The organism is Streptomyces sp. A0958 (assembly GCF_004795035.1).
Classification (GTDB): domain Bacteria; phylum Actinomycetota; class Actinomycetes; order Streptomycetales; family Streptomycetaceae; genus Streptomyces.
This window is the reverse complement of record NZ_SSBK01000035.1, coordinates 32,389-45,871: the sequence shown is the minus strand read 5'-3', so window position 1 is coordinate 45,871 and position 13,483 is coordinate 32,389. Positions and strand designations below refer to the sequence as shown.

12 protein-coding genes and 1 riboswitch are annotated in these 13,483 nt (G+C 68.3%); of the genes, 2 read left to right on the top strand and 10 right to left on the bottom strand.

Annotated features, from left to right (window positions below; all coding sequences use genetic code 11):
- Window positions 1-162 precede the first annotated feature (162 nt).
- Window positions 163-280: riboswitch (SAM riboswitch) on the bottom strand.
- Between the two features lie 82 nt (window positions 281-362).
- The 5 genes from trpD to E6P78_RS26645 all read right to left on the bottom strand — a co-directional run bounded on the left by trpD (window position 363) and on the right by E6P78_RS26645 (window position 5,737).
- Window positions 363-1,427: an anthranilate phosphoribosyltransferase gene (trpD, locus tag E6P78_RS26665; protein ID WP_136206204.1), complete on the bottom strand. Its 1,065-nt coding sequence runs from the start codon at window positions 1,425-1,427 to the stop codon at window positions 363-365.
- A gap of 122 nt (window positions 1,428-1,549) precedes the next feature.
- Window positions 1,550-3,199 (bottom strand): cytochrome bc complex cytochrome b subunit, encoded by a 1,650-nt coding sequence (locus E6P78_RS26660; RefSeq protein WP_136206203.1) that lies wholly within the window; start codon window positions 3,197-3,199, stop codon window positions 1,550-1,552.
- Window positions 3,196-4,248, bottom strand: coding sequence for a Rieske 2Fe-2S domain-containing protein (locus E6P78_RS26655; protein WP_136206202.1), 1,053 nt, complete (start codon window positions 4,246-4,248; stop codon window positions 3,196-3,198). The genes E6P78_RS26660 and E6P78_RS26655 overlap by 4 nt, the downstream gene beginning before the upstream one ends.
- Window positions 4,245-5,054 (bottom strand): c-type cytochrome, encoded by an 810-nt coding sequence (locus E6P78_RS26650; RefSeq protein ID WP_136206201.1) that lies wholly within the window; start codon window positions 5,052-5,054, stop codon window positions 4,245-4,247. Before E6P78_RS26650 ends, E6P78_RS26655 begins: the two co-directional genes overlap by 4 nt.
- Before the next feature lie 62 nt (window positions 5,055-5,116).
- Window positions 5,117-5,737, bottom strand: coding sequence for a heme-copper oxidase subunit III (locus E6P78_RS26645; protein ID WP_136206200.1), 621 nt, complete (start codon window positions 5,735-5,737; stop codon window positions 5,117-5,119).
- 202 nt (window positions 5,738-5,939) lie between these two features.
- Here E6P78_RS26645 and E6P78_RS26640 point away from each other — a divergent pair, with 202 nt between their 5' ends.
- Window positions 5,940-6,341, top strand: coding sequence for a hypothetical protein (locus E6P78_RS26640; protein WP_136206199.1), 402 nt, complete (start codon window positions 5,940-5,942; stop codon window positions 6,339-6,341).
- 45 nt (window positions 6,342-6,386) lie between these two features.
- On the opposite strand, the gene E6P78_RS26635 is transcribed toward E6P78_RS26640, so the two are convergent.
- The 4 genes from E6P78_RS26635 to coxB all read right to left on the bottom strand — a co-directional run bounded on the left by E6P78_RS26635 (window position 6,387) and on the right by coxB (window position 10,858).
- Window positions 6,387-7,643, bottom strand: a complete 1,257-nt coding sequence (locus tag E6P78_RS26635) for an Ig-like domain-containing protein (RefSeq protein ID WP_136206198.1) — start codon at window positions 7,641-7,643, stop codon at window positions 6,387-6,389.
- A 124-nt stretch (window positions 7,644-7,767) separates the two neighbouring features.
- Window positions 7,768-8,166 (bottom strand): cytochrome c oxidase subunit 4, encoded by a 399-nt coding sequence (locus tag E6P78_RS26630; RefSeq protein ID WP_136206197.1) that lies wholly within the window; start codon window positions 8,164-8,166, stop codon window positions 7,768-7,770.
- Complete coding sequence (gene ctaD / locus E6P78_RS26625) at window positions 8,163-9,899, bottom strand: cytochrome c oxidase subunit I (protein WP_136206196.1); 1,737 nt, start codon at window positions 9,897-9,899, stop codon at window positions 8,163-8,165. Before ctaD ends, E6P78_RS26630 begins: the two co-directional genes overlap by 4 nt.
- Window positions 9,896-10,858: a cytochrome c oxidase subunit II gene (coxB, locus tag E6P78_RS26620; protein WP_136206195.1), complete on the bottom strand. Its 963-nt coding sequence runs from the start codon at window positions 10,856-10,858 to the stop codon at window positions 9,896-9,898. Before coxB ends, ctaD begins: the two co-directional genes overlap by 4 nt.
- A gap of 250 nt (window positions 10,859-11,108) precedes the next feature.
- On the opposite strand from coxB, the gene E6P78_RS26615 reads away from it, so the two are divergent.
- On the top strand, window positions 11,109-12,491 hold the full coding sequence (locus E6P78_RS26615; protein WP_136206194.1) for a cysteine desulfurase/sulfurtransferase TusA family protein: 1,383 nt from the start codon (window positions 11,109-11,111) through the stop codon (window positions 12,489-12,491).
- A gap of 17 nt (window positions 12,492-12,508) precedes the next feature.
- On the opposite strand, the gene E6P78_RS26610 is transcribed toward E6P78_RS26615, so the two are convergent.
- On the bottom strand, window positions 12,509-13,483 hold the full coding sequence (locus tag E6P78_RS26610; RefSeq protein WP_136206193.1) for a carbohydrate kinase family protein: 975 nt from the start codon (window positions 13,481-13,483) through the stop codon (window positions 12,509-12,511).

Sequence of the window (13,483 nt, the reverse complement as noted above, 5' to 3'; positions counted from 1 at the left end):
TTACAGGCAGGCGAATTCCGCGTGCCTGCGAAGACGCGGCAGCACGGAGTGAAAGAAGAGGGGTACGCGGAACAGGGCCGAAGGCCCTAACGCATTCGCTTGCTCACAAGAGGCTCCCTGAGGACCAAGGACCCCACGGGCGGACGTCGCACGACATCCAGGGGTCCGCGCTTGCCGCAGACCTCGCTGCCTGCAGCCCGGTCTTCACCCGGGGCACCCCGCCACGGACGGAGGGTTGCCGGACAGCGGGCCGGGGCCGTAGTCGCTGTCACTCATGACCTGCGCAGCATCCTGCCATACGCACGGGAACGCGCAAGGCGCAGTCCAGAATCCGGACTGCGCCCTGCCTCACATCCGTGCGCTCACGCGTTGCTGGCGACGACCCATCTCTCCAGCGCCCGCCCGGCCGCCCCCGAGTCGATGGACTCGGCGGCCTTCGCCATGCCGGTGCGGATCTGCTCGGTGAGCGTGCCCTCGCCCGGGTCCAGCGCGACCAGCGCGGCAGCCGAGTTGAGCAGGACGGCGTCCCGTACCGGGCCCGTCTCACCGGCCAGCAGCCGACGGGCCACATCCGCGTTGTACGAGGCGTCCGCGCCGCGCAGCGCCTCCACCGGGACCAGGTCCAGGCCGACGTCGCGCGGGTCGAAGGACTCCTCGCGCACCACACCGTCCCGGGCCACCCACACCCGCGAGGTCGCCGTGGTGGTCAGCTCGTCCAGCCCGTCGTCGCCCCGGAAGACCAGGGCCGAGTTGCCGCGCTCGGCGAGGACGCCGGCGACGATGGGGGCCATCCGCAGATCGGCCACTCCGATCGCCTGCGAGCGCACCTTGGCCGGATTGGTCAGCGGGCCGAGGATGTTGAACGTGGTCGGCGCGCCCAGCTCCGCCCGGGCCTTGGCCGCGTGGCGCAGGGCCGGGTGGAACTTCACCGCGAAGCAGAAGGTGATGCCGGCCTCCTCGGCCACCTCCGCCACACGGCGCGGGGACAGCTCCAGGTTGACGCCGAGCTTCCCGAGTACGTCGGAGGAGCCGCTGGCCGAGGACGAGGCGCGGCTGCCGTGCTTGACGACCTTGGCACCCGTCCCGGCCACGACGATCGCGGACATGGTGGAGATGTTGACCGTCTTGGCCATGTCGCCGCCGGTGCCGACGATGTCGACCGTCCGGCCGGGCACCTCTATGGTCGTGGCGTGCTGGTACATGGCGCGGACCAGACCGGATACCTCCGTGACCGTCTCGCCCTTGGCACGCAGGGCCACCGCGAAACCGGCGATCTGCACGTCGGTCGCCTCGCCGCTCATGATGCGGTCCATCGCCCACGCGGTGGCGTCGGCGCTCAGGTCCTCGCCGCGCATCAGGGGGGCCAGCACGCCGGGCCAGGAACGGGCCGCCACGCTGTCGCCGCCGCCCGGGGTCACAACGTTCATGGTCCGCTCCTGGGGTCCACAGCCGATAAGGGGATGGGGCCACCCTATCGAGCCACGGAGACGGCAAAGAGCCCCGTCCAGCGAATGGACGGGGCTCTCGCCGTGGCGATCGGAACGGGTGATCAGTGGTGGCCGTGGCCGCTGGTGATCTCCTGGTACTCCTCGGCGGTGGGCTTGGCGATCTGGTTGTTCTCGCCGTACAGGCCCTTGCTGAGCCTGACCCGGAGCTTCTGGAGCCTGGACACCTTGCGCTCCACGCCGTTCTCGTCGACCGTCGGGCCGATCTCGAGCGGCTCGTACTGCTCGTGCGCCGTGAGCCTGTGCAGGTTCTCGGGCGAGAGCGGCTCGTGGACCTCGACGAACTCACCGTGCGGCAGGCGCTTGATGAGCCCGGACTCGCGCCCGTGCAGCACCTTCTCCTTGTCGCGGCGCTGGAGGCCGAGGCAGATCCGCCGGGTGGCGACGAACGCCAGGACGGGTCCGACGAAGAAGGCGACGCGGACGAACCAGCTGATCGCGTTGAGCGACAGGCTGAAGTGGGTCGCCCAGATGTCGTTGCCGCCGCCGACCAGCATGACGAAGTAGATCGTCACCCAGGCGACGCCGAGCGCCGTGCGGGTCGGGGCGTTGCGCGGCTTGTCCAGGATGTGGTGCTCGCGCTTGTCCCCGGTGATCCAGGACTCGATGAACGGGTAGAGCGCCAGGAGTCCGAGGACCAGACCGAAGACGACCAACGGGATGAACACGCCCAGGACCAGCGTGTGGCCCCAGAGGTTGATCTCCCAGCCCGGCATCACACGGACGAAGCCTTCGGCGAAGCCCATGTACCAGTCCGGCTGGGCGCCCGTGGACACCTGGTCGGGACGGTACGGCCCGAGCGCCCAGATCGGGTTGATCGTGGCGATGGCCGCGATGATCGCGATGAAACCGAAGACCAGGAAGAAGAAGCCGCCGGCCTTCGCCATGTACACCGGCAGCAGGGGCATGCCGACGACGTTCTTGTTGGTGCGTCCGGGTCCCGCGAACTGCGTGTGCTTGTGGTAGAAGACCAGGATCAGGTGGCCGACCACGAGCCCGAGCATGATGCCCGGCAACAGCAGGATGTGGATCGAGTAGAACCTCGCGATGAGGTCGCCGCCGGGGAACTCCCCGCCGAACAGGAACATCGAGATGTACGTACCGACGACGGGCACCGACAGGATCGCGCCCTGGGTGAAGCGCACACCCGTGCCGGATAGCAGGTCGTCCGGGAGCGAGTAACCGGTGAAACCGGTGAACATGCCGAGGACGAACAGCAGGAAGCCGAACAGCCAGTTGATCTCGCGCGGCTTGCGGTACGCACCGGTGAAGAACACCCGGAACATGTGCACGAACATGCCGGCCAGGAAGATGACCGCGGCCCAGTGGTGGATCTGCCGGACCAGCAGACCACCGCGGACGTCGAAGCTGATGTTCAGCGTCGAGGCGTACGCCTCGGACATCCGGATGCCCTGCATGGGCTCGTACGGGCCGTGGTACACGACCTCGTTCATGCTCGGGTGGAAGAACAGCGTCAGGTACACACCCGTGAGGATGATGATGATGAAGCTGTAGAGGCAGATCTCACCGAGCATGAAGGACCAGTGGTCCGGGAAGATCTTCCGCATGTTGGACTTGGCGAGGGAGTAGATCCCCAGTCGGCCGTCCGCCCAGTCGGCCACCCGCTCACCGGCGGGCGCCTTGCGATTGCCCGGCGCGGCCGATCCGGGCGTGTTGGTGGTCGCAGTACTCATCCGCGCTCCCAGAATGCAGGACCGACGGGCTCTTCGAAGTCACCGAGCGCCTCGAGGTTGCCCTCGCTGTTCACGCCGATCCGCAGCTGCGGAAGGGCGTGACCGGCCGGACCGAAGATGACGCGGGCGCCGTCGGAGAGGTCGAAGGTGGACTGGTGGCACGGGCAGAGCACGTGGTGCGTCTGCTGCTCGTAGAGGCTGATCGGGCAGCCCACGTGGGTGCAGATCTTCGAGAAGGCCACGATGCCCTCGTGGGCCCACTCGCGCTCGCGCTTGTCCTTGATGTCGTCCGGCTCGATGCGGATGATCATCAGCGCGGCCTTGGCGATCTGCGTCTGGAAGTCGTGCGCCTCCTCCTTCAGGCCCTCGGGCATGGCGAAGGTGAGCGAACCGACGGCGACGTCCTCGGGACGCAGCGGCTCCATGGTGTTCATGTTGACGAGCTGCTTGCCCTTGGCCCACAGGGTGTTGCGGAGCTTCTTCTCCGGCAGCGGCCCCAGGTCGCGCAGCAGCATCACACCGGAGAGCGGCACCAGGGCCAGCGCGCCGAACATGGTGTTGCGGATCAGCTTGCGCCGGCCGAGAGCGGACTCCCGGGCGCCGTCCGCGAAGTCGGCCAGAACCTTGGCCTTGACCTCGGGCGCCGCCTCGATGGGGTGCCGGTCGTCGGCGACCTCGACGTCGGACATCAGCGTGCGCGCCCAGTGGACGGCACCCGCGCCGATCAGGAAGAGCGCCAGCCCCAGGGTCAGACCCAGGGAGAAGTTGAGCGCGCTCACATGACCGAGCGGGAAGATGAAGACGATCTTGTCGACCGGGAAAATGACGTAGGAGGCGATGAAGCCCACCGTCGCCAGCATGGACAACAGGAACATGGTCGCGACGACGCGCTCGGAGCGCTTCGCGGCCCGCTCGTCGATGTCCTGGATGCGCGGCTTGTGTGCCGGCAGTCCCGGGTCGGCGAACGGGTCGTGCGCCTTGTCCACCGCGTCGTGCGCGGCACCCTGCTCTTCCGGCAGGTTCTCTTCTGGAATCTCTTGGCTACTCATGACTTCTTGGCCTTAGCGGTGTGGGCCGCGACCCAAATGGCAACTGCGATCAGACCGCCCAGTCCGAAGATCCAGCCGAACAGACCCTCGCTGACCGGACCCAGGCCTCCGAGGCTGAGGCCGCCGGGGGTCTGCGCCTCGGAGCTGTTCACGGTCTTGATGTAGGCGATGATGTCCCGCTTCTGCTTGTTGGGCATCGTCGAGTCCGGGAAGGACGGCATGCTCTGCGGGCCGGTCAGCATGGCCTCGTAGATGTGCTTGGGGTCCACGCCGTTGAGGTCGGGCGCGTACTTGCCGTTCGTCAGCGCGCCACCCTTGCCGGTGAAGTTGTGGCACTGCGCGCAGTTGGTACGGAACAGGTCGCCGCCCTTGGCGACGTCCGCACCTTCCGGGCTGACATCACTCTTGGTCGGAACGACCGGGCCGGCGCCGAGCGACGCGACGTACGCCGCGAGCTGGTCGATCTCGGCCTGGCTGTAGATGACCTTCTTCTTCGGTACCTGGGCACCCGGCTGCTGCGCGGGCATACGGCCCGTACCGACCTGGAAGTCCACGGCGGCGGAGCCCACGCCGACAAGCTGGGGCCCGTCGGTGGTGCCCTGACCGCCGGTTCCGTGGCAGCTGGCGCAACCGACGGAGTACAGCTTCTTGCCCTCTTCGATGGCGAGGGACTGGGCGGTGTCGTCGGCCTGCGCCTTACTCGCGGGCGCAAACGCGGCGTACAGCCCCCCGGTGGCCGCCAGCGCGAGGAGTAGTACGACGACCGCCGCCAACGGATGGCGTCGTCGTGCGGAGAGCTTTTTCACGGATTACCCCGGTGTCAGGATCTTCTGCGTCGATGCTGGATGTGGTTCGGGCTCGGGCCCGGTTACTTGATCAAGTAGATCGTGGCGAAGAGGCCGATCCACACGACATCGACGAAGTGCCAGTAATAGGACACGACGATGGCAGCGGTCGCCTGTTCATGGGTGAACCTCTTGGCCGCGTATGTTCTGCCCAGGACGAGCAGGAAGGCGATGAGACCGCCTGTCACATGCAGACCGTGGAAGCCGGTGGTCAGGTAGAACACCGAGCCGTACGGGTCCGAGGACAGCGAGATGCCGTCCTCCTTCACCAGCTCGGTGTACTCGAAGATCTGGCCTCCGATGAAGATCGCACCCATCACGAAAGTGATCACGAACCAGGCGCGGAGCTTCTTCACATCGCCCCGCTCCGCGGCGAAGACGCCGAGCTGGCAGGTGAGTGATGAGAGCACCAGGATGGTCGTGTTCGTCGCCGAGAACGGAACGTTCAGGGACGACGCCATTTCCTTCCAGTGTTCTGGTCCGGTCACCGATCGCAGGGTGAAGTACATCGCGAAGAGGGCCGCGAAGAACATCAGCTCGGAACTCAACCAGATGATGGTTCCGACGCTGGTGAGGTTCGGCCGATTGACCGACGGGTGCGCGTGCCCGGTTTCTACTGTCGTTGCTGTCGCCACGACCGACATTATGTCGGTCGCTTATCCCGCCCTCACTCCGGGGGGTGCCGTTCGGTGTGTCAGGGGGGTGTGTCCTGCCCGAACGGCCCATGCTTCCGCCGTCCGGACCGGTGCTGACAGGCTGTCGGGCGGAGTACGATCCGCGCATCGGACGGCTCTCGCACACCGAGCGCCCCGAGTGCCCCGAAGACACGGATGTCACGGAGGAACCATGCAGCCGACCGCCACGGTCCTGGTCTACAGCGACAACGCGCACACCCGTGAGCAGGTGAGGCTGGCAGCAGGGCGCAGGCCCGCGGCGGACGTGCCGCCGGTGGAGTTCCTGGAGTGCGCCACCCTGCCCGCCGTCCTGGAAGCCCTGGAGCACGGGGGTGTCGACGTCTGTGTGCTGGACGGCGAGACGGCCCCGGCGGGCGGGATGGGCGTCTGCCGGCAGATCAAGGACGAGATCTTCCGCTGCCCGCCCGTCCTGGTCCTGATCGGGCGCCCGCAGGACGCCTGGCTGGCCACCTGGAGCCGTGCGGACGCCGCGGTGACCCTGCCGGTCGAACCGGTGGAGTTCGCGGACTCCCTGGCCGCCCTGCTGCGCACCAGGCTCTCCGTGGGGGCCTGAGCCCCCGCCTTCCCGTCTCCCTGAGGGGCAGCGCACCCCCGGCCGTCAGACCTGGGGGCGCAGCCGCGCCGCCCGGACCGTGTCGACGCGCGGTGCGGTGGTGTCGTTGTGCAGTGCGCTGCCCTTCTGCCACTTGGCCCAGGACAGGTTCCAGTCGCCGTAGCCGTTGTCGAACGGCGTCATGGTCTCGCCGTCGCTGCCGACGACGCTGACGATGTCGCCCTCGCGCACGGTGTTGAAGAACCACTCGGCCTCGCTGGTGCTCATGCCGGTGCAGCCGTGGCTGACGTTCGCGTACCCCTGCGATCCGGTGGACCAGGGGGCCGCGTGCACGTACTCGCCGCTCCAGGTGACCCGGGTGGCGTAGTAGACCGGCAGGTCGTACGAGTCCGCCGAGCCCTCGGCGATGCCGATGGACTCCCCGCGCATACGTACGTAGTACTCCTTGCCCAGCACGACCTTGACGCCGTTGCGCGTGTCGAAGCCGGGCTTGCCGGTGGTCACCGGAATGGTCTTGATCACTTCGCCGTTGCGCAGCACCGTCATGGAGTGCTCCGAGGCGTCGGTGACGGCCTCGATGCGGTCGCCGGTGGTGATCTTCAGCGCCTTCGCGGGTGCCCCGTAGAGCGCGTTGGTCACCTTGATGCCGGTCAGGTTGCTGCTGACCTCGATGGCGGCCTTCGCCGGCCAGTACTCCTTGGGCCGGTAGTGCAGCGTCTTGTCGTCGACCCAGTACCAGGAGCCGGTGACCGCGGGCGTGGAACTCACCTTCAGGCCGCGCTCGACGGTGGCGCGGGCCGCGTTGTCGGTGACCGGGGCGCTGAGCTGGGCCGTGAGGGGCTGCCCGACGCCGTAGGTGCCCGCCTGGGGGCCGAAGGCGACCTCCAGGAACTTCTCGGCCGCCGCCGTGTCGAAGGACATCGTGCGGGTGCCAGGGGCGCCCTCGGCGTCCTCCATGCGGACCTTGACGGTGTAACGCGTCCCTGCGGCCAGCGGAGCCGTGGAGTGCCAGCGGTGGCCGTCGGCGTCGAGTTCGCCCGCCAGATGGCGTCCTGCGGCGTCCACGGCCGATACGTCGGTGATCCGGCCGTCGTCGCTGTCGACGGTGACTTCGAGGGGCTTGTCGGGATCGACCTTCTTGCCGCCGTCGGGGGTGTTGAAGGAGATCTCGTCGGCCGCGTCGTACGGCTGGGCCGAGAGCGGATGACCATCGGACTCCCCGCAGGCTGCCGCCCCGGCGACCAGGGTCGCGGCCAGCAGAGTGCAGCTCACTACGGGACGGAAGCGCGGCGTGTGGTTCATGAACCCACGCTAAGAAGATTCATCCGTTTCAGCGCGCGGGATGACTGCAAACGGGGGGCCGGCACTCCGCTCGGAAGTGCCGGCCCCCCGTCAGGTGGAGCGGTGTGTCACCGGTGGAACGGTGTCACTGGGTGCGGTTCTCACCCCGGTAGTACTCGAACACCCAGCCGAACAGGCCGATCAGCAGGATCGGGGCCGAGAAGAAGAGCAGCCACCAGCCGAAGGCCACTCCCATGAAGGCGAACGCGCCGCCGATCGCCAGCGCGAGCGGCTGCCAGCTGTGCGGGGAGAAGAACCCCACCTCGCCGGCCTCGTCCGCCACATCGGCTTCCTTGTTGTCCTGCGCCAGCGCGTCGACCCGCCGGGCCGTGAAGGCCAGGTAGAAGCCGATCATGACGCTCAGGCCGAAGGCGAGGAGCAGTGCGGTGGTGCCGACGGGCTCCTTGGACCACACGCCGTACGTGATGGCGACGATCAGGATGAACAGCGCCAGACCGAGGAACATCTTGCCCTGGATCTTCACTTGCCCGCCTCCTTGCCACCGGCGAGGGCCTTGTCACCCTCGGAGAGGTGATCCAGCTGCTCCAGCGCCGTGATCTCCGGGTGGTGCAGGTCGAACGCCGGGGATTCGGAACGGATGCGCGGCAGCGTGATGAAGTTGTGCCGCGGCGGCGGGCAGGAGGTCGCCCACTCCAGCGAACGGCCGTAGCCCCAGGGGTCGTCGACCTCGATCTTCTTGCCGTACTTGGCGGTCTTCCACACGTTGTAGAAGAACGGCAGGATCGACAGGCCGAGCAGGAACGAGGAGATCGTCGAGATCGTGTTCAGCGCGGTGAAGCCGTCCGCGGCGAGGTAGTCCGCGTAACGCCGCGGCATGCCCTCCGCGCCCAGCCAGTGCTGCACCAGGAACGTGCCGTGGAAGCCCACGAACAGCGTCCAGAAGGTGATCTTGCCGAGCCGCTCGTCCAGCATCTTGCCGGTGAACTTCGGCCACCAGAAGTGGAATCCGGAGAACATCGCGAACACCACGGTGCCGAAGACGACGTAGTGGAAGTGCGCGACCACGAAGTACGAGTCGGAGACGTGGAAGTCCATCGGCGGCGAGGCCAGGATGACGCCGGTGAGACCGCCGAAGGTGAAGGTGATCAGGAAGCCGATCGCCCAGAGCATCGGTGTCTCGAAGGACAGCGAGCCCTTCCACATCGTGCCGATCCAGTTGAAGAACTTCACCCCGGTCGGCACCGCGATGAGGAACGTCATGAAGGAGAAGAACGGCAGCAGTACACCGCCGGTGACGTACATGTGGTGCGCCCACACGGTCACCGAGAGGCCGGCGATGGAGATCGTCGCGGCCACCAGGCCGATGTATCCGAACATCGGCTTTCGGCTGAACACCGGGATCACTTCCGAGATGATCCCGAAGAACGGCAAGGCGATGATGTACACCTCTGGATGCCCGAAGAACCAGAAGAGGTGTTGCCAGAGCAACGCGCCGCCGTTGGCCGCGTCGAAGACGTGCGCACCGAACTTCCGGTCCGCCTCCAGGGCGAACAGCGCGGCCGCCAGCACCGGGAAGGCCAGCAGGACCAGCACACCGGTCAGCAGGACGTTCCAGACGAAGATCGGCATGCGGAACATCGTCATGCCGGGAGCGCGCATGCAGATGATCGTGGTGATGAAGTTGACCGAACCGAGGATCGTGCCGAAGCCGGAGAAGGCCAGACCCATGATCCACATGTCGGCGCCGACACCCGGCGAACGGACCGCGTCCGAGAGCGGGGAGTAGGCGAACCACCCGAAGTCGGCCGCACCCTGCGGGGTGAGGAAGCCGGCCACCGCGATGATCGAGCCGAAGAGGTACAGCCAGTACGCGAACATGTTCAGCCGCGGGAACGCCACGTCGGGCGCGCCGATCTGCAGCGGCATGATCCAGTTCGCGAATCCGGCGAACAGCGGCGTCGCGAACATCAGCAGCATGATCGTGCCGTGCATCGTGAACGCCTGGTTGAACTGCTCGTTCGACATGATCTGCGTGCCCGGACGGGCCAGCTCGGCGCGCATGAAGAGCGCCATCAGACCGCCGATGCAGAAGAAGGCGAACGATGTGACCAGGTACATCGTGCCGATCGTCTTGTGGTCAGTGGTGGTCAGCCACTTGATGACGACGTTTCCCGGCTGCTTGCGCCGGACCGGCAGCTCGTCCTCGTACGAGTCGTCTGCTGCCGCGGCACCCTGAGGTTCGTTGAGGATGCTCACAGTTTGTTCGTCTCCGCATTCCTGGCCGGTTCAGTCTGCTCGATGCCGGCCGGCACGTAGCCCGTCTGGCCCTTCTTCGCCAGCTCCTCGAGGTGCGCCTGATAGCGCTCCGGGGAGACGACCTTGACGTTGAAGAGCATCCGGGAGTGGTCGACGCCGCAGAGCTCGGCGCACTTGCCCAGGAAGGTGCCCTCCTGGTTGGGAGTCACCTCGAAGGCGTTGGTGTGGCCCGGAATGACGTCCTGCTTCATGAGGAACGGCACCACCCAGAAGGAGTGGATGACGTCACGCGAAGTCAGGATGAAACGGACCGTCTCGCCCTTGGGCAGCCAGAGGGTCGGCCCCGGGTTGCCGGTCTGCGGGTTCCGGTCTCCCGGGATGCCGGCGTCGTAGACGCCGTCCGCACCCTTGGGGAAGGCGTCACGGAACCTGTTCGGGATGGCGTCGAGCTCCTTGGGGACCTCGTTGCCCGTGGCGGCGGAGCCGTCCACGTTCTCGATGTAGTTGAAGGCCCAGCTCCACTGGTAGCCGACCACGTTGATGGTGTGGGCGGGCTTGGGGGAGAGCGTGAGGAGCTTCGTCTCGTCTCGTGCGGTGAAGTAGAACAGCACCGAGACGATGATCAGGGGGACCACGGTGTACAGCGCCTCGATGGGCATGTTGTACCGGGTCTGCGGAGGTACCTCCACCTTGGTGCGGCTGCGCCGGTGGAAGATGACGCTCCACAGGATCAGGCCCCAGACCAGCACGCCCGTGGCGAGCGCTGCCGCCCACGAGCCCTGCCAGAGGGAAAGGATCCGAGGGGCCTCTTCCGTTACCGGCGTAGGCATACCGAGGCGGGGGAAGTCCTTGTACGTGCAACCGGTGGCGGTCGCCAGGATCAGGCCCGCAGTCAGCACCTGCGGCAGCTTCCGCCGCATCGGGCGCCGCGACGAGCGGTCGGAGCCGTTGGGACTCACGTAGCGCCTTCCCGAGAGTCTCGCCCGCACGGTCGGCGCGTCCGTCTCGCTGGTCGGTCGCCGGCCCTGTGCGGGCAGGGGTTTGGATGTTTATGCGGACCAAACCCTACTGGACGCTATTTGGGGTCGCGCGGGGAGGGTGCCCAACGCGCCGCCCGACACCCCGAAGGGGTGGAATTCGCGCCTCCGGCCGCCATCTGACGCCCCCTCTCCCGGCGGGCCCCGGGCGCGGCCGGGCTAGCGTGGCCGGGTGCCCTACTTCGACGCGGCGTCGGCCGCCCCCCTGCATCCCGTCGCCCGCCAGGCCCTGCTTGCCGCGCTGGACGAGGGCTGGGCCGACCCGGCCAGGCTCTACCGCGAGGGGCGTCGCGCCCGGCTGCTGCTGGACGCGGCCAGGGAGGCGGCCGCCGACGCCGTCGGGTGCCGGCCCGACGAGCTGACCTTCACCTCGTCGGGCACCCGTGCGGTGCATTCCGGAATTTCCGGGGCGCTCGCCGGGCGTCGGCGTGTCGGCCGCCATCTGGTGGTGTCGGCGGTCGAACACTCGTCGGTGCTCCACTCGGCCTCCGACCACGAGGACCGGGGCGGCTCCGTCACCCGGGTGCCGGTGGACCGGACGGGCGCGGTGAGCCCGCAGGCGTACGCAAAGGCGCTGCGCGAGGACAGCGCGCTGGCGTGTCTGCAGTCCGCCAGCCATGAGGTCGGCACCGAGCAGCCGGTGGCCGAGGTGGCCGGAGTCTGCCGGTCGGCGGGGGTGCCGCTGCTGGTGGACGCCGCGCAGTCGCTGGCCTGGGGGCCCGTGCCGGAGGGGTGGTCGCTGCTGGCGGGCAGCGCGCACAAGTGGGGCGGGCCGGCCGGGGTCGGGCTGCTCGCGGTGCGCAAGGGTGTCCGGTTCGCGCCGCAAGGCCCGGCGGACGAGCGGGAGTCGGGGCGGGCGCCGGGCTTCGAGAACCTTCCGGCGATCGTCGCGGCGGCCGCGTCCCTGCGGGCGGTGCGGGCGGAGGCGGACGCGGAGTCGGTGCGGCTGCGGGCGCTGGTCGACCGGGTGCGGACCCGGGTGCCCGAACTGGTGAGCGATGTGGAGGTGGTCGGCGATCCGGAGCGGCGGCTGCCGCATCTGGTCACCTTCTCCTGTCTCTATGTCGACGGGGAGACACTGCTCCACGAGCTCGACCGGGCCGGCTTCTCCGTATCGTCCGGTTCGTCCTGCACGAGCAGCACGCTGACGCCGAGCCATGTGCTCAAGGCGATGGGGGTGCTGTCGGAGGGCAACGTCCGGGTGTCGCTGCCGCGGGGCACCACGGACGAGGACGTCGACCGCTTCCTGGCGGTGCTGCCCGGCCTGGTCGCCGGGGTACGCGAGAAGCTGGGCGCGCCCGCGTCTGCCGCCCCCTCCCCCGCCCCGGACGACTCGCTGGTGCTGGACGCGCTCGGCAGGCGCTGCCCCATCCCCGTGATCGAACTCGCAAAGGTGATCGAAGGGGTGCCCGTGGGCGGGACGGTGACCGTGCTGTCCGACGACGAGGCGGCCCGGCTCGACATCCCGGCGTGGTGCGCGATGCGGGAGCAGGAGTACGTGGGCGAGGAGCCGGCGGACCGGGGCGCGGCCTATGTGGTCCGCCGGCTCTCCTGACCCCGACCGGGCCCGCGTCAGGCGAGGTGCGTGCGGACCTCGGCGGCGGCCTCGTGGCCGTACGCCTTGGTGAAGCGGTCCATGAAGTTGTTGCGGTGCAGGGTGTACTCCTGGGTGCCGACCGTCTCGATGACGAGCGTGGCGAGCATGCAGCCGACCTGGGCGGCCCGCTCCAGGCCGACGCCCCAGGCGAGACCGGAGAGGAATCCGGCCCGGAAGGCGTCGCCGACGCCGGTCGGGTCGGCCTTGGCGTTCTCCTCGGGGCAGCCGACCTCGATGGGCTCCTCGCCGGCCTGCTCGATGCGCACGCCCCGGGCGCCGAGCGTGGTGACCCGGTGGCCGACCTTGGCCAGGATCTCCGCGTCGGTCCAGCCGGTCTTGGACTCGATGAGCCCCTTCTCGTACTCGTTGGAGAAGAGGTACGTGGCGCCTTCGAGGAGGATGCGGATCTCGTCGCCGTCCATCCGGGCGATCTGCTGCGAGAAGTCCGCGGCGAACGGGATGCCGCGCGTACGGCACTCCTCGGTGTGGCGGAGCATCCCCTCCGGGTCGTCGGCGCCGATGGAGACGAGGTCGAGGCCGCCCACCCGGTCGGCGACGGCCTTCAGCTCGATCAGCCGGGCCTCGCTCATGGCGCCGGTGTAGAAGGAGCCGATCTGGTTGTGGTCGGCGTCCGTCGTGCAGACGAAGCGGGCGGTGTGCAGGACCTCGGAGATCCGCACCGAGCCGGTGTCGACGCCGTGGCGGTCGAGCCAGGCGCGGTACTCGTCGAAGTCGGAGCCGGCGGCCCCGACCAGGATCGGCCGGGTGCCGAGCAGGCCCATGCCGAAGCAGATGTTGGCGGCGACACCTCCCCGGCGCACGTCCAGGTTGTCGACCAGGAAGGAGAGCGAGACCGTGTGCAGCTGATCGGCGACCAGCTGGTCGGCGAAGCGGCCGGGGAAGGTCATGAGGTGGTCGGTGGCGATGGAGCCGGTGACTGCGATACGCAC